Source organism: Porphyromonas loveana, from assembly GCF_003096695.1.
Lineage (GTDB): Bacteria > Bacteroidota > Bacteroidia > Bacteroidales > Porphyromonadaceae > Porphyromonas > Porphyromonas loveana.
On the sequence record NZ_QEKY01000005.1, the window covers coordinates 151,382 to 168,284 of the forward strand.

Annotated in this window: 11 protein-coding genes and 3 pseudogenes; 3 read left to right on the top strand and 11 right to left on the bottom strand. The window is 47.3% G+C overall.

Annotated elements, in window-relative coordinates:
- Positions 1-2 precede the first annotated feature (2 nt).
- Entirely contained in the window at positions 3-1,205 is a 1,203-nt protein-coding gene (locus tag C7382_RS04115; RefSeq protein ID WP_036889405.1) for a site-specific integrase, read from the bottom strand.
- 25 nt (positions 1,206-1,230) lie between these two features.
- Positions 1,231-2,460, bottom strand: a complete 1,230-nt coding sequence (locus C7382_RS04120; RefSeq protein WP_116679046.1) for a site-specific integrase — start codon at positions 2,458-2,460, stop codon at positions 1,231-1,233.
- 288 nt (positions 2,461-2,748) lie between these two features.
- On the opposite strand from C7382_RS04120, the pseudogene C7382_RS04125 reads away from it, so the two are divergent.
- Both C7382_RS04125 and C7382_RS04140 read left to right on the top strand, forming a co-directional pair.
- Positions 2,749-3,003 (top strand): annotated as a pseudogene (locus C7382_RS04125) (tyrosine-type recombinase/integrase); the annotation flags it as partial.
- A 623-nt stretch (positions 3,004-3,626) separates the two neighbouring features.
- Positions 3,627-3,908: a plasmid mobilization protein gene (locus tag C7382_RS04140; protein ID WP_243405655.1), complete on the top strand. Its 282-nt coding sequence runs from the start codon at positions 3,627-3,629 to the stop codon at positions 3,906-3,908.
- On the opposite strand, the gene C7382_RS04145 is transcribed toward C7382_RS04140, so the two are convergent.
- Positions 3,898-4,701 (bottom strand): tyrosine-type recombinase/integrase, encoded by an 804-nt coding sequence (locus C7382_RS04145; RefSeq protein ID WP_116679049.1) that lies wholly within the window; start codon positions 4,699-4,701, stop codon positions 3,898-3,900. The two genes, C7382_RS04140 and C7382_RS04145, sit on opposite strands and share 11 nt — an antisense overlap.
- Here C7382_RS04145 and C7382_RS04150 point away from each other — a divergent pair.
- Positions 4,689-5,720, top strand: coding sequence for an Eco57I restriction-modification methylase domain-containing protein (locus tag C7382_RS04150; RefSeq protein WP_116679050.1), 1,032 nt, complete (start codon positions 4,689-4,691; stop codon positions 5,718-5,720). The genes C7382_RS04145 and C7382_RS04150 overlap by 13 nt on opposite strands.
- Positions 5,721-5,836: 116 nt before the next feature.
- On the opposite strand, the pseudogene C7382_RS04155 reads toward C7382_RS04150, so the two are convergent.
- The 8 genes and pseudogenes from C7382_RS04155 to C7382_RS04190 form a co-directional block, all read right to left on the bottom strand.
- A pseudogene (locus C7382_RS04155) lies at positions 5,837-9,488 on the bottom strand (DEAD/DEAH box helicase family protein).
- A 2-nt stretch (positions 9,489-9,490) separates the two neighbouring features.
- A complete protein-coding gene (locus C7382_RS04160; protein ID WP_116679051.1) occupies positions 9,491-10,495 on the bottom strand; it encodes a restriction endonuclease subunit M in 1,005 nt (334 codons plus the stop codon).
- A gap of 2 nt (positions 10,496-10,497) precedes the next feature.
- Positions 10,498-11,543: pseudogene (locus tag C7382_RS04165) on the bottom strand (PDDEXK nuclease domain-containing protein).
- A 392-nt stretch (positions 11,544-11,935) separates the two neighbouring features.
- The gene (locus tag C7382_RS04170; RefSeq protein WP_243405656.1) at positions 11,936-12,874 is read right to left on the bottom strand and encodes a T9SS type A sorting domain-containing protein; all 939 of its coding nucleotides are present in this window, start codon (positions 12,872-12,874) and stop codon (positions 11,936-11,938) included.
- A 7-nt stretch (positions 12,875-12,881) separates the two neighbouring features.
- Positions 12,882-13,571, bottom strand: a complete 690-nt coding sequence (locus tag C7382_RS04175) for a hypothetical protein (protein ID WP_116679052.1) — start codon at positions 13,569-13,571, stop codon at positions 12,882-12,884.
- 10 nt (positions 13,572-13,581) lie between these two features.
- Positions 13,582-13,803 carry a hypothetical protein gene (locus C7382_RS04180; RefSeq protein ID WP_116679053.1) on the bottom strand — a complete coding sequence of 74 codons (222 nt, stop codon included), beginning with the start codon at positions 13,801-13,803 and terminating at the stop codon, positions 13,582-13,584.
- Positions 13,800-14,732, bottom strand: a complete 933-nt coding sequence (locus C7382_RS04185; RefSeq protein ID WP_116679054.1) for a hypothetical protein — start codon at positions 14,730-14,732, stop codon at positions 13,800-13,802. Before C7382_RS04185 ends, C7382_RS04180 begins: the two co-directional genes overlap by 4 nt.
- 495 nt (positions 14,733-15,227) lie before the next feature.
- Positions 15,228-16,460 (bottom strand): choice-of-anchor J domain-containing protein, encoded by a 1,233-nt coding sequence (locus C7382_RS04190; protein ID WP_116679055.1) that lies wholly within the window; start codon positions 16,458-16,460, stop codon positions 15,228-15,230.
- Positions 16,461-16,903: the final 443 nt, after the last annotated feature.

Consider the following 16,903-nt stretch of genomic DNA (forward strand, 5'->3'; position numbering starts at 1 on the left):
ATTCAATATTCATTGTTTTTTCTTCTTTCGATTAACCTATCCATATCCTCTGCAATCTTCTTCTCGGAAATCTTCGCATAGGTCTGCGTGCTGGTGATGGAGGCATGTCCCATCATCTTGGCAATGCTCTCTGTACAAATTCCCTCGGAAATCAAAAACGATCCGAAGCTGTGCCGGGCTTGATGGTAGGAGAGGTTTTCCTTCCGCCCGATGATGACACCGAGTTCGTGTATCTCAAACCACATCATGTCTCTGCTTGGCAAAGGGAAGACCGGCTGCGTGTCATCGGTCGTATTGTACAAATCAAGTATCTGCTCCGCTATCGGATGCAGAGGGATAAATGACTCTACTTTTGTCTTCTTGCGATTGATGCGAATGTATCTTCTATCGTCGGCAGTCCGCCCGATATGGTGTGGATACAGCAGCTGGGTATCGACATAGGCAAGTCCCGTAAAACAGGAGAAGATAAAAGCTCTGCGAGCCAATTCCTTCAATGGATCATTCGCGGGCAGTTTCAGTTCCAGCAGTTGTTTGAGTTCCGCTTTGCTGATGTGCATTCGCTTGGAGGGCGGTTTCTTCTCATACTCCAACTCTTCCAGAGGATTGGCACGGATAATCTCATGGTCTACGGCAAGGTAAACCAATCGGTTCAGCCAGCAGAGGCAATGGTTGGTCTGCGATGCACCGAAGTTCTTGTACCGCTTCAGGTAGACTTTGTATTCCCGTCCGAATTCCTCGGTGATGTCCGAAAAGGCAATGTCCGTCTTGCCTTTCGAGTCCAAGAACTCACGGATATAGCTCTGGTAATACCGGGAACTCCTGTAGGTCGAAGTGGAGTCGATTTCCTTGGAGCGGACGGCAAGGCGTTCCCGCTCCCTTTCTCCCATTTGGAGCAAATGAGTAGGAATGACCGCCTGACCTGCTATCCTGTTTTTCAGCAGTTCGGCACTGACCACACCCTGCTCTTTGAGCATTTCATCATAGAGCCTTTCCGCATACTTTCGAAACTCTTTCAGGCGGTTGTTCGTCCGCACGTCCGCGGTCTCTGCTTTTTTTGCATTCCACTGTTTGGGATTGCAGGAGATGCCCGTGGTTATCGTCGTGCTTTTCCCGTCGATGGAGATTCGGCAAAGTACGGAAGTTGTACCATCCACACGTACCTTGTTGCGATTGATATAGAGTAGTAAAGAAAATGTGCTACGCATAAATTCATTTATTATCTATGGGGTGTTATAATACAAGTTTCAAATCTTTTGTCGCTTCGATATATTTGTCCATATCCTCGAAGAGTTTCTTGGGAGTTACCTTTGCATATACCTGAGTAGTTTGCAGGTTTGAATGTCCCAGCATCTTGCAGATGGTCTCGATAGGAACGCCGGCTTCCAAGGTAATCAGCGATGCGAATGAGTGCCTGCCGGCATGGTAGGTCAGGTCTTCCTTAATGCCCGCAAGAACCGCAAGGCTTTTCATCAGACGGCGAAGGTTGGGGTGATACAGCATCGGAAAGAGTGTCGGACGAGCATCATCCCTGTACTTCTCTATCAGGTTAAGGGCTTCGGGCAGCAGCTTGACACAGGCACGAAGCTCGTTTTTCTTGCGGCGGTATTTAAGCCACAGATCCCCCTTTTCATCTGTGAATAGATTATCGCGCGTAACGGAAACGGCATCGGCGTAGGCTGTTCCCGTATAGCAGGCAAAGAGGAAGAGGTCTCTTGCCAAGATGTGGGAGGCGCGATGTTCGGGAATGACCAAGTCACGGATTCTCTCGAAGGATTCCCGGCTTAGGGCTTTCGGCGTTTTTTCCTTTGGTTGGGGAAGGCTGAAATGGGCGAAGAAGCATCTGTCGGCATGTCCCTCTTTGTAGGCTTTTCGGCATACTTTCTTGACGATAGCCAGATAGTGTCGGCAGGTATCTATGGCAAGTCCTTTTTCGTCCAAGATGAAACTCTGGTAATCGTGGATAAACTGCTCCGTCATCTGACCAAAAGCAACGTCTTTGGTGCGAAACTCCTTGTCGATGAACTCCGCCAAGGTTCTTCGGGTATAGATATAGGCAGGGTAAGTTCCCTTTGCACGGTCTATCCCGATGCGTTTCCTCAAATCTTCGCATACGATGTCCGTCATCCCCAACAGGGTCATCTGCGTTTCAAGGCTTCCTTGAAACAGGTTTTTGACGGCCTCCGCATCGAAGTCCATTTTCCTATCCGCAAGCGTGTCGAATGCCGTGTGGATGGAGAGCATCAGCTTGTCCAGCTTTGCATTGGTCTCTACGGCTTCATGACTCTTGCCTTTCAGACGGCTTTCACGAGGATTCCACAGGTCGGATGTACAGGAGATTTTGCAACTGAATTGCACCATTGAACGATTGACGGTGATGCGTCCCATGATGGGGGCTTTGCCCGACTTGTCCAACCTGCTCTTTTTGAGGTAGAGCAACACCTTGAATTTCTCTATTTTCATACGCTTTAATTTTATGGGCAAAATTACCCGTTGTTAAAGCGTTCTTTGATAAGCAAAACGTTGTGGAACAGAGAGATAGAACCCATGTCAGAAAAACCTTTCCTTTTTCCGTTACCTCACCATACTAGGGAAACCAACGGATAACGGTTTGGTAACCGAAAGGATTCAATATTCCGTGTCGAACTGCTTTCCTATCATACTCGCAGGATATAGAAAATCGACTAATTCACAACACGTTATCGGTTTATTCTCTACATTCTTCCAAATTCTCAAATGGTAGGTATTTTCCATTGCTTACGGCATACCTTTGCCACAACCATCTGTTTGGAGAATGGCTTACCGATTGAAACGGTAAGTAAGATGTTAGGGCATCGCTTTATCAGCACCACAGAGCTATATGCCAAGGTCAGCAAGCAGAAAATAGCCAAGGAGATGCTACCACTGATGGGTAGCGAGCAGACGCAGACGTTTCGCAAGGCTCTGCGAGTTTGCCCACCACGCAAGCGAGCCACAGCTAGCGAAGCCGAGCCGTCCACCGCCTAAGGTCGTCTTCATTTCGGGCAAAGGTACAAGGGCGGTCTGTTTGCCTATCAAGGTCAAGTCCTGCGGAGGGAAGAATCTCCACCGCAGGACTTTTTGTATCATAGCGGTCGTATTCTTCCCCTCCCACCTTGCTTGGCAAGACCGCCCTTCGTGGAGAAAAGCCCGAACGAATACGACATACTCAGGCTCTTTGGACGCAAGCAAAGCTTAAAGCTATCTATCGCTATGGCTATCGTTTGAGAGGTAGCTCAAACAATAGTGCTGGCTATCGCCAAAGCAATCGTACTGCCTACCGCTCAAACAGCCTATCAAACTTTCGATAAATCGATTTATCGAAATGTCGAACTCTCGAGATGTCGATATATCGATTTCTCGACAAATCGACATCTCAAACGAGCCATTTTCGCCCATAGGAACGAGCCGACTCCTCATCTCATTACCGCAAGTAAGCCCTTTTTTATCCTGCTGCTTTGCCTGCCTTTTCCCACTATTTCCTTGCTCCTCCTGAAGCTCTTGAGAGCTGCACTCTTAGCCCTAATTTTGCCTCCAAAAGGAAAGGCAAGCGAGAGCATCCGCCCCGACTTGCCACCAGATAGAAACGCAACTTAAAACCAACCGAAGCAATGAAAATTATCATCGTAGAGGGCAAAGCGTGGGTGCAACTCCGCTCCTCCTTTGCCGACTTCATCCACCGAGTGGAGCAACTCATCGGTAATCCGCCCCAAACAGAAGCGTGGCTCGACAACGAAGCCGTCAAGACGCTCAATAGCTACCACTCGGTTAAAACAGCCCAAAGAATGATACACCAGCTTGAGGTCTACTCCGAAGCCATCATTAGACTACAAGTGCAGGCGATACAGCTGACAATGGCTTTTGAGAATCGGGCTAAACAGGCTACCAAGTAATGACCTTGTCTACAATAGCCTGCTGCTCGCTGGCAGTACGGCGTAGATAGATACGAGTAGTCTCGATGCTCTCGTGCCCCATCAGGTCTGCCAACAAGGCAATATCATTGAATACTTCCAAGAAATTCTTAGCGTAGCGATGCCGAAAAGAGTGCGGGTGCATAACCTTAGCGTTTATACCCCATTGACGGGCAAAGCGCTGTAATTTATGCCGAATAGCTCGGGGACGTATCGGCCTGCCGTGCTTATCCAAGAACAAATGTCCACTCTCTAGACCCGAGCGAAGCAACCAGCCCCGAGCCTCTAGACAAAGCTCGCGAGGGATAAAAATCCGGCGTACCTTCCCTCCTTTGGTATAGAGGTCTAGGTAACCCGCTCTTATATGCTCGGCCTTGAACTGCACAAGTTCGCTCACCCGTGCGCCTGTGGCTCCCAAGAAGCGAATGAGGAAATACCACACTTCCTCCCCTTCGGATTTGAGCTTGGCCTTGAGGTATTGATAATCCGCATTGCTTATCACATTCTCGAGATAGGTTCTTTGCTGTATCTTGAGTGATTTCAGACGAAGGCGTGGCTTGCCGATGAATACTAAGTATTTGTTGAGTGCTTGAATACGTAGATTGACCGTCTTGGGCTTAAACTGCTCTATTTGTTCCGCCTTGTAAAGCAAAAGGTTTTTTCGATTGAAACTGGAGTACTTCTTTCCAAAATCCTCCACCGCATAGAGGTAGGCAGTAATCGTATTATCCGATAGTTCTTCTTTCTTGAGCTGTTGTCTAAATGATTTTACCATATTACTTGAGTTTATTTCTCAGTAATATCGTAAAAAAAAACTCGCCGATTTACGCTATTATAGGCAACCCACCGTATCAAGTGATGGATGGTGGAGGCTCTGGAACAGGAGCCATTGCTGTGTACAATCATTTTGTTGATATAGCCAGAAGTATAACACCTAATTACATCTCTATGATTATGCCTGCTCGCTGGTACACAGGGGGAAAAGGATTGGACGCCTTTAGAGCCGATATGCTGGCAGATAGACGCATTAGGAAGATGACAGACTACCCCAATCCCAAAGAATGCTTCCCCAATACCAATATCAGCGGGGGAATATGCTATTTCTTATGGGATAGGAGGTATGAGGGCTTGTGTGCCTTTGAGAATGTTATAGAGGGGGAGCGAAACAAGATGATGCGACGATTGGATGAACATGACATCTTCATTCGTTACAATACCTCTTTGAGTATTATCAAGAAAGTGCTGTCTTCTCAGGGTTTCTCAAGTTTGAGCTCGCTTGTATCTACTCGTAATCCGTTCGGTCTGCCTTCTGCGGTTAGAGGGACTGATACTCCAACAGATGAGACTGTGTTAAAAGTGTATTCGAGCGGAGGTGTGGGGTGGATTAAAGAGGACGAGGTAGGTGCGAGCATACCTTTGATAGATAGGCACAAAGTGTTTATGGGGAAGGTCCTAAGTGGGCATCTTGGAGAGACAGACGAGCAAGGGCGGGTGAAAGTGATAGCTACCGTGCAGAGAGCAGAGCCAATGTCTGTGTGTACAGACTCCTACCTGCTAATTGGTAATTTCGACACAGAGCAAGAGGCAGAGAACCTATCAATTTATCTGCGGACAAAAACACTACGCTACCTTTTGCTTCAGGCATTGGCATCGATGAATATCTCAAGGTCGAACTTTCGGTTTGTACCTCTGCTCGACTTCAAGCAAACATGGACAGACGAAGAGCTGTATAGGAGATTTGGCTTCGATGAAGAGGAAATCCAAATCATAGAGAAAACAATAAAGTCTATGTAAGCACATAATTTATACCCCTATACACCCGTCGGGATTTTGTATATACAAAAATAAATTTCCGTATATACGAAAATAAGTCTGCGTATATACGGAAATTCGGCGGGGTATATAGGGGCTTATTCCATCGCTCGTACTTTCTCCTCGATGAAAGCTATTTCGCTCTCCTCTAAGCCGTACTTGCGGTAGAGCTGGCGGTCGATGTCCGCAACGCTCTGTGTCCAGTCGATGTCGGAGCGCTCGGTAAAGTCTTGCAGTGGCACTAGCTGCCAAGTATCCTTCGGGTTGTGTTGTGTAGCCTTGAGGATGCCGAGCATTGTACGGGCAAACTTCGTCTTGACGTACTTGAGGCAGGCCTCGGCCTCGGCGCGAGTGTCGAAGGCCCCAATCGTCAAGAACGTTTGGGTAACCCCGATTAGGGGTTCCCCGATTAGGGGGGTACTAAGCACTTCGCCGATTGCCCCCGAGCCATTGCTTTCGGGGACAATCACCTTGTGCTTATCCAAATTCGGATGTCCCTCAAATAAGGCCCTATCGGCATAGCGTAGGCATCGCCCAGCCTTAGTGCGGCCATAGAAACCAATAGCTCCTAGACGCTGCTCCTCGGTAAAGAGGTCGGGTAGTTTATCAAAGATGTTACTAATTATCTTCTTATCGCCTCCTAGTCTCTGGGCAACGAGTCTCTCGACCTCGCTCTTGCTGGTGTCGAAACGATAGCTCGACTCGGCATAGATGATTTCTGTAAGCGAAGACTCTTGTCTAGCCTCTACCTTACAGGCTATCGTGTCCAACTCAGGATAGGCTTTGAATGTCCCGATTTTCCCGAAACTCTGCTTACTATCACGATACATCACAGCCACACCGCCCTTAATATCCACCGTAGGGAAGATCTCCGTACTATCGGCTTTGTAAGTAACCACTTTGAAATGTTCATCTTGTAGCACCTTGTTGTTCCACTCTGTGGGCGTAAAGCCTGCATTAAACAGGTAGCGAGCAGGCGTAATCAGCGATACTCTCTGTGCAAGCTGTGAGGCAAGGTCTATAAAAAGATGATATACTGGCTTGGCTCTGCCATTACCCTCGACCATCACTTGATACGGTGGGTTGCCTATAATAGATATTATAGGCAGCATAGAGGGGATATAGACCACTCTTGGAGTTGATCTCCAAGATGACGCTCCGAGGATGAAAGACTTCGTTCGTAACGCCCTCATGGACTATATACCTAGGCAAATCGAGCGGGGCGCTAAAGTCCTCGTTCATGAAGCAATAGCCCCCAAGGCTATCGCCAAGGTGCATATTGACCACGCGCCAAGGCGTAAGGACAGTCTCCTTGTCGGGGTTACGGAAGGTAGCGAAGATGCTCGTTAATCGCGCAATGCGCTCTTCGATAGTGAACTTATCAGCCATGCGAGCCATCTCTCGAATGCGCTTGCCCGCCTCGCGGAAGATGTCGGGGTCGTAGTAGCGCTTAAACTTACGGAAGACTTGCTTGGTCACGCCCCGAGGCATAAATTCCAGCCAAGACTGCTCATCAACGAGGTTAGCAAAGTTGTCGATGGTTAGCTCCTTGTCCTCGTCTTTCATTTCCGCCCCATAGAGCATGAGCGGCATACGGATCGAGATACCTCTGAGGATAGAAATCGCCTCTCGGCGCTGATCGCCCTTGGCTTTGAGTTCCTCCAATCGGCGTTGCTCCTCGGGCGTGAGGTCTTTCTTTTTCTTCTTTTCGAGGCGTTCTTTCTCCTCGTACTGCTCATTGGTCAGCCCTTGGCGATTGATATCGATATCGCCTACCTTGGGCATGGCTTTCGTTTTGCCAATGATGCCTTTGAGATCGTCAAACTCCTTGAGATCTACCTCGGTCAGTTTGAGTAGCTCATCGTTGTAGAGAGCTCCGTTTTCAAAGCCATCCTGCACCACCTTCTCAATCTGCGCTCGCTTGAGCTGGGCAAGCATCGTCTCTACCTGATATTGCTTCATCTGGCTGCCCTCGATGGCAATGATAGGGCAGAAGTTGAGGAAGTCTCCCAAGATTTTGCGGTCGCCTTCGCCCTGCTTACCTGCTTTGTGCGATACCTTAGCAGCCTCGGCGAGGACACGCAGCGTGCGATCCGGAGCGAAGTCGAAGGCGTAGCAGTCGGTCTTCATCCGCCCATTATGCGTGTAGGGGGTCTGCACACGGAAGATGGTCTGCATATAACCAGCTGCAGAGGTGCTGTAAGCGCCTGCCATCATAAACACGCCTGTCCAAGGCTTGACGCTCACCCCTGTAGTCAATCGTCCGCACGAGAGGGTAATGGTGTAGGTCTCGTCAGGGTCTTTCCCGATAGCCTTGTTGACCAGCTCAAGGGCATCACGGCTCTCCTCTTCGTCATCGCCATCACCTGCCACATTAACCACTCGGAAGAGCCCCAAAACGGGGTGTTCATTCAATTTACGACTAAGGGCTTTGGCAGCTTTGACGCCAGGCAAAATCCAAAGGGTATGACGGAAGATCTGGCGGAACTTGTCGTTGGCGTAGGGATAGAGCGAGTCCTCGTCGTCGGTGCACAGCAGAGCGAGGAAGCGATCTATATCTCCCTCGTGAACAAAGCTACCGTCCTCTTTAGTGCGAAAGAACTCTCGAAAGTTGAAGGCCTTCTCTTCATCACTATACTCGCTCATCAAGCGACCAAGGTCGTAGGTGTAGATATGTATCGCAGGCAGAGAGGCATAGGGATTGGTATCACCCAAATGATTGATTTCCCAATCAATCTTGGCTTGTTGCTCCATCACATAGTCCCATGTAAAGACCTCGCCTTCCTTGTGATCGTCGAGCAGGTTGAAGGGGGTCCCCGAGAGGCGTAGAGTCTTTGTCTCTTTGCCAATAAGGAGCTCAAGCACCGCCTTGCCAAGTTCTGTTTGCGTTCCTTCGTGGGCTTCGTCTACAATCACGAGGTCCCAGGTGGTAGAGAATATCTCGTTATTCTTATCAAACTTGCCCCCTACCTCCTTGGAGCCACGCATATCCTGCATCGAGGCAAAGTAGACATACCTACCGCCCTTGGAGGCTAGGCGCTCTAGCGAAGCAAAGCTCTCGCCCTTATTCTGCGAGCCATAGTGCCACTCGGGGCAGTCGTAAAAGGTCTTGCCAAAGTCTTCGAACCAACTAGCGTCTACCACAGGGCGATGCGTGATGATGATGGTACGCTGCGCCTCCATCTCTCGGGCGACACGCAGGGCACAGAGCGTCTTACCGAAGCGCATCTTGGCATTCCAGAGCATCTGATTGCCTCTGCGGAACTGCTTGAGCGTACGCTCGACAGCGTCCTTTTGCTCTGGACGGAGGATGATGGGATTATCGGCAGAAGTAACTTCGCTCGCCTTTAGGCTTTCTTTGCCCTCTTTGATAGCAGCTATAGCGCGCTTGACGGTCTCCAAGTCGCATGAATACCATTCGCTAGCTCCTGCAAATGCTTTACGCTTAACGCCCGAACGCTCCAAGACCCTATGCACCTCCTTATCGTTGAAGGAGCAGACACTCCCCCCACGGAAGTATATGGTCAGCTCTGTATGTAGTAGCTCATAGCTGATACCAGCCGTGCGGGTGTACTGGTCTATGCGTGCTCGTGCGGCATTATTGAGGACAGGGCTATTGGGCTCTGTAGATGCAGCCCCCACATCCCCGAGTGTCGTTTCGCCTATCTTGAGACTGCCTGCGTGCTGCTCATCTGCAATCGCGAACACATAAATGAGGCGAGGCTTGAGCGATGAATCAAAGGTTGCCATAGTTATATATTGTGTTTGATGAGATCTACAAATCGTATCTTGCGATTGTTTTTGCCAGTCTGGGGGTCTTTGCATCCCCACTCACGGATGTAGCAGTGCGTTCCATTGTGCCCTTTGAAGGTTTCATTCTGACATCCAAGACAAGGGTCAGGGCGCTCTACCCTCTCGAATAAGTCTTGCTCTACAACCACTTTGTCATGCTTACAGCTGTTAGGGACAACGCCACGAAGCCCGTCCATCTGAAAGACATTCCACGCAATAATGTAGGCGATATATTTCATCGAACGGAGCTCTGGTTCCTTGCCAAACTTCGCCGTGTAATACTCAACAAAGGTTATCAGCAGGGCTTCTCTGGCGAGCAAAAGGTTGTCGCCCTGCCACTCATAGGCATAGATATGCTTATAAGCCTCCTGTGCCATCCTGAGCCACTCCCCAGAGCTATCGGTATTCTCCGAGATAACGCGTAGCTTCCTATCGAGCATACCTATACGCTGTGCTATGGGAATAAACTCTCCTGTCGTGGCATCATAGCGACTTACGAGGTAGGGCGCCTCGCCACAAGTAATCTCCATGCGAGTAGAGCGTACATAGTCTTTCCAGGTCTTTCCCTCGGGGAACACTATAGGCTCGGTAGTAGCTGTCCATGTTTTAGACTCGTTGTCCTCGTAGTTGAATACATCTTTACGCCCAAACCAAGCCTCATCAATCAGATTGTTTTGGGCATTACACACCCACGATGGGGTAAATACCTCTGCCTTATCTTTGGTACGCCCTATCTGCTCTGCACGGGACTTGAGGACCCGTGGTTGGATGATTGAGCCTCGCTCGCCTGTAATACAAGCGACAGTAATGGGAGAATAATATCCATATTCCGCTCCTAGAGGCTCATAGTCATCTGTAGCCCAGAAGATATTATTCCCTGTGGTGTGATCTCGAAGTAACTCCGTGAGCAGTTCCTCCGATTGATTCCGCAAATCGGTTTCGCTAATATCTATATTGGACCTCATATTTACTTGCTTGTGTTCTCAAATTCTGCAACCCACTCTTTGACTTTCTCCTGCAATAGAGCTTTGTCTGGAAGGTATAGTTGATAAGCGGAAGCGTAGATGTTAGCATCCTTTGGGAGCGTGAGCTCTACCAATGCATCATTTTTGTTCTCGCATAGTAGGATGCCTATTGTAGGGCTTTCAAATTCTTGTCGGACGTAGCGGTCATAGTAGTTGACATACATTTGCATCTGCCCCAAATCTTGGTGCGAGAGCTCTCCTATCTTCAAATCAATCAGTACATAGCACCGCAATAGCCTATTGTAGAATACCAAGTCTACATAAAAGTGCTTCTCTTCAAATGTGAAACGCTTTTGCCTCGCCTCAAAAAGGAAGCCTTTCCCGAGTTCGAGTAAAAACTGCTGCATTTTACCGATGATAGCGTGTTCAAGTTTGCTCTCTGAATAAACCACATTAGACTTCAGACCCAAGAATTCCAAAGTAATAGGGTCTTTGATGATATCTTCAGGCTTACTTATGATTGTCCTTCTTGTGCGAGGCGCATAACGCCTTCTTTGTCTCGGCTTAAAGCTAATCTTTCGTACAGGCTACTCCCTATCTGTCTTGACAGTTGACGTTTCGACCATTGCTGTTGCGTACATTCTATCTCGTAGAACCGTCGGGCATCGAGATTATCTACTCGCATCAAAAGCAAATAATGAGACCAAGATAGGGAGAAATTGGGTGTACTATCTTCAATTTGACAACCAGTGGCTGTCAAATTGCTATAGGCTAAATAAAACTGTCTGATTTGTCGTAGGTTTGAATAGCTCCACCCGATGCCAAAACGCTCAGTTAGTTTAGCAGAGAGGGATTGTAGCACATGCTTGCCGTATTGAGCTCTTTCTTCGCCCCGCAACTCTTCTTCAAAGATATATTGTCCAATATGATACTTGGTATATACTTCTGCGAGGTTTATTGACGTGGCGATACGTGCCCGACTTTCCTCTATGAGTCGTGCAATTTTGAGGAATAATTCCTCAGTGTTTGTTCTTCGTTCTAAGCTCATATGTACAAAGGTACAATATCAAGAGCTTAATAACGAAAGATTTAGAGAATTATTTGACAGACGCAACGATTTTCTTTGATCGCAGTCGTTTTTCATCGGATAATCAGTACCTTTGCGAGTAAGAAGTAAGGGATGCTTGTAAAGTTGCAAAATCAAGACGTAAGAAGCACCTCGCTCGTTTCTTATCCGTTCCCCTTAGCTGAGTAGAAACAATATTATCTACTTAATATCAATCCATTAACTCTCTAAAGTCCGATTTTATGCGGAAAATACAGAAAAAAAGACGCCGACGAAAGTGTTCTCATCGGCGTCAATAAGATTCAAATAATATATTTTCGTGATACCTTCTGATAAAATCTTTAGGGTAGGTTTTTCAGCTGACGATATCCGTCTTACAGGATGATGTTCTTGGACGTCTGTGTATTATCAGCAAACAAAACAGTGACGAGAACATGGCCTTTGGCCTTTAAGTCAATGCAAAATTCTCTGGCTTGTGTTTGACTCGTGGCAAAGAGCATCCGTCCGGCCATATCATAAATATAGACTGTTTTAACCTGTTTTTCTGTCATGATACTGATGGTTGTTCCTTGCGTGGAGATGTTTGTGCCGTTGGATGACGGTATAACCGTTTGATTGTCTGTCGTGTGGCATGATTTGGCAACCGTGCTGTAGAAAAAAATGGGATAGTTCAGTTGGTAATCCTGCACAATATCTCCCTCTATCCTGACGTGTGTTTGGAGGGGGTAGGAGTTGCCGGCTATCATTACTTCGCCATTTTCACTACTGATAAAGTTGCCTTCGTCATCTTTGATTGCGATCTCGAAGCCGCTGTCGTCTTTTACGCAAACAATGGTAGCTGTCACTTCCGGATACGTAAATTGCGGCATTGGGATCTCGGTAATCACTCCCTCGAATGTTCGATTGGGGAGAGTGATGCGTGTGCACATCAGTTCATAGTAGGCATCAAATTCATGGAAACGACCTTCTGTAACGAGCCTATCGCCCAACTTGGCGTATGGACAGAACTCCCTTAATCCCCCATAATAAGCTGTAGGATAATAATAACCTTTTCCCTGATAACTGAATGGTGCTCTAAAGGCTATCGGCTTGTCAAAGGCATTCAGTTGTGCATCGCATACCATCCCCCAGGCCGAGTGATAATCGACTGAGACAGTATCGGGCAATATGACAGGCTCTAAGATGCCGGTCGTTGCGTATCCTCTCGATTGCGATTGCCCCGATAATGCTACTGTACATCCTGCAATCATGAAAAATGAAAGCCAAATCCTTGTCCATTGCGGTAGCTGTATGCCGAGTATTGTTTGTTTCATCTTGTGTTCATTTTTGTTGTGATACTGTTTTGGCACAAATCTGCAAGAATCGAATTTCTCCTACGCCCACAGCATACTTTTGGGATACGTCCCCCACAATCTTTACATTGGTATTGAGCAAGAAAGGTTTACCTCCTATCGTTACTTCGTTACCATCGTAAGACACAAAGGTGTCGTCTTCTTCGCAAAGGATAAACTCCCTCCCGGCTTCGGTTCGGATACAAGGCACCGATTCCGATACATGAGGCAGCGAGACTTTGGGTCTGGGTACCAAGACGATCGCTCCTTCTATTTCTTGATTCTCAAATGTGATCCGAGTGCAGACAGCATTGTAGGTTGGTATGTTGTAAGTCATTTTCATAAAACGACCTTCTATCGTCACGATGTCGCCCGGGTGTGCATAGTCGCACCATTCATTCAAAGTTGCCTCGCTATTCGCTATGTAATAGGTGGTAGCTATATCTCCCAGGCTGTTGAAACGACTGAAAGAGATAGGAATTTCGAAAGGGAGACCATTCGCATCATGGGTTATTCCCCAAATCTCTGTGCTTACGGGGGGGAGCCCTAAGTTCAAACTCACCTTCTCAATTCGTCCTGTAAAATAACTCCGGCTGCCGTTCGTAGCTGTTTGGGCAAAACTGCTGAACGAGGAGAATAGGCAAACCAGTAGTAAGAAAACTAATGCTTTTTTCATCATAAATTTTTAGTTAAGAGCCGGAATTATATAAAATTTTCACCACAGATAGCGGTCCAGACGGAAGTGTTATGGAGGCCACTTGAGGTAAGAGCATATCCCGTTCGAAGTCGGAGCGGATTAGCTCAAACATTTGTTGATAATAAGCATCTGAACCTTCATTCTGCGCTTGTACATAAGGTGACACAAAGAAAAAGAAGCAAAGAGCACTGAGTAATAAAATTATTCGTTTCATAGCTGTGTAACATTAAGTTTTTTATTGATAATCGAATTTTGTGTTTCGATCATGATAGTCATAAAGCCGAGCATAGGTACTCTAAAGGATAGGGTATAAGCGTTTTCGGTCATTCTTTTTTGAAAAACGCTTTTCCCCTCAAGATCGTAGGCGACCACTTGGACTATGGGGCTGTTGCTATCGATCTCTATTTGCCTGCCTTGTTGTTTGACAAAAACTTCATCGTCTCCTGCAACGGGTTTCATGCTGAGCGAGTAGCAATTGGTCGGGTAGATATCCAAATAGCTGTGGCCTATGATGTCCCACCGCTGTGAGACATGACCATACACCCGAACAGAAGACCCATAGGAAGCAGAGACTCCGGCAATAATCGGAGGTTCCATCCCGTCAGTGATGTTTACAACCCCTAATTGATTTGTCAGAAAGACTTTGCGGTTGTTTGAGATTTCTATGCAATCAGAAGCCCCGGGGAGTATCGGAATTGTAAAAGCAGGATTCCCCGTCATGCTCACAACGCCTTCAATGGAAGCATTATAGGAGGTAATTCTTGTCGGAAAAAAACGATAGTACAAAAGATTCCCCATGAATACAGAGCTTCCTTCTACTTCAATGTAATCACCTTCTTGAGCGAATTTGAAAAACTCAGTTATTCCTTGGTTTGACACAAAGCAGGGTTCGTTTGTAAGACGGTTATAGAAAAGCACGGGAGTGAGGTCATCCGTAACGGGAAGTATAAAAAAGAAATCCTCGCTCGCACGAGCCATACCCCATACCTCACGATCTCCATACATAAGCGGTGCTTTCACCTTTTCAAGGATGCCCCTAAAAATACTTGTTCCTGCGGAGAATACTTTTTCATCGACTCTTTCTTGTGCCCAAGAAAAGCTAAACAGGGCGAGCAGCAAGTAGAAAATTATTGTTTTTCTCATTGTCGTATTGTCTTCAAATGAATATTAGCTTGTTTTCACAGATGGTGCGGCACGGCTCTGTATTTACAGGTCTGCCGACAATGCGCTTGGTGGATTATCGCCATTTTTCATACGTTGATGTCTCTACAATTGTTTTTCGACCGAAATTTAAAAAAGCAGATTGAATTATGCAAATATTTAGTCCCAAACTTCATCATTGCACATTCCGCACAAACAAGCACATTCAGAAGGCAAGAATCAAAAAGACGCTGTTCATCGGTCTCTTCATCATCCAAATGACCGGTTAGACGATGAAATAACGGAGACAAAGCAGCCAATCACGGTGAATAGCCTCGAAAACTGCCGGTGCAGATGGTACAAAACGAAAAGTAGGCGTTCTACTGCGGTAGAAACATATTTCTAAGACGCTTTTGAGGTTATGAGAGCAACAAAAGCGGAAGCCGCAGCGTAAGGAATTATCCTTACGCTGCGGCTTCTTGGCTTGGGGATCCGCCCTTAGCGGACGATTACTTTCTGCTTGATGCTCCCTACCTGCACAACGTATATGCCGGCAGCGATCGAGACTGAAACCTGGCCCTTTACTTCTCGGGTCAGCAGCATGCGTCCTTGCAGGTCGAACAGGCGCATCGTCTCGGGCTGAAGAGTCGCTATTCTGATCCGCCCCTCTTCTCCACTGATCTCTATGACCTGTGCATTCGGCACAGAGAGGGCAGTCATCTCCACGGTCACGCACGCAGGATCGCTTTCGACGCCATCAACGACTGCACGGACGCAGTATTCGCTCGTTTGGGCCGGAAGAGGTGTCGTAAAACTCATTCCCTCAACATCGGTTTGAAGCAGTGAGCCGTCTTTGTAGATGTTGTAACGTGCGACTGTCTTTCCGTAGACGCGGACTTGCGTTACTACCACGGCAAACATATCCGACGAATCGTAATGACGGAATGCTACATATTTAGTCCCTTCCGGCAGGATAAGTTCGCGCGCCTGAAATTGATACCAACGTCCATCTTTCATAAGGCTCTTTTGGCTTGGACCGGTAGCAGTAAGCGTCTCGTCGAAGAGGTGGACAAAGTCCGCTGCCGCCGTTCCGGTTTTAGAGATAAAGACACCATAGTGGTCCGGCCAGTTATAATCGCCCGATGTGACCAAATAGGTAATCCGGCTTGCACCCGATACCTCGGGCGTAATCAGGTAGTTGTCGGGATTAAGATCGGGAAGGCCATTCCATGATGAGAACGAAATGGCAACGTGCAATCCGTCGTACAGATAACTATTGCCTCCCGCACGCCAACCATTCCCGTCCTCGTCGGCATCTATGGCTGTCCACCCGGTGGGTAGCAGAGAAACAGGATCGTACTCTGTAAAATCTTCTTTCACGAGTAGGATCTCCCCGTTAGTTTCCGAAGCTTCCCATTTGAGGGTCAATTGATCACCGTCAATCTCGTAACTCAGATTTTGCACGGGGGACGGTTGTTCCGATTGGTCAGAATTTAGTTGTGCATGGGAATCAAACCATGATTGGACATTTGGGGAAAGCAACAAATCTTTCCCTGAGAACACACGAGTTTGAGGTGGGATGACATCCTCTTTGACGGCAAACTCGAAAGAAGAGAAATGTTCTCCATACAAGCTCTTCGCTCGTGCGAGAGCTTCTGCTCGCGTTAGACTCTGTGCGTATAGCGACAGAGGGAACAACAGCATGACGAAAAGTGGTAGTAATCGTTTCATAACTATTCTATATCATGGTGATTATGTGACTGACGTGCTAAAAAGGCAAGGCAATTGAAAAAACTGTCTCAAACGTAACTAAAATTATTTTCCCGCGGAATCAATGTTGTAACTTTCGGCATACATTGCACATTCCATATACACAGATGCGTTCAGAAAGTAAAAAAATCTCGCTCATCGGCCTCTTCACAGCCTAAATGACCGGTTAGACGATGAAATAACGGAGACAAAGCAGCCAATCACGGTGTCATACATCGAAAACTATCGGTACAGATGACACAACAACGAAAAGTAGGCGTTCTACTGCGGTAGAAACATATTTCTAAGACGCTTTTGAGGTTACTATAGCCTATCATGCCATCTAAAGCAAACGTTTTAGTGGTTATGACAGCCTGTAGTAACCTCAAAAGCAGTAGTTTTGTAGTCGTAAATGGTGGTAGTCA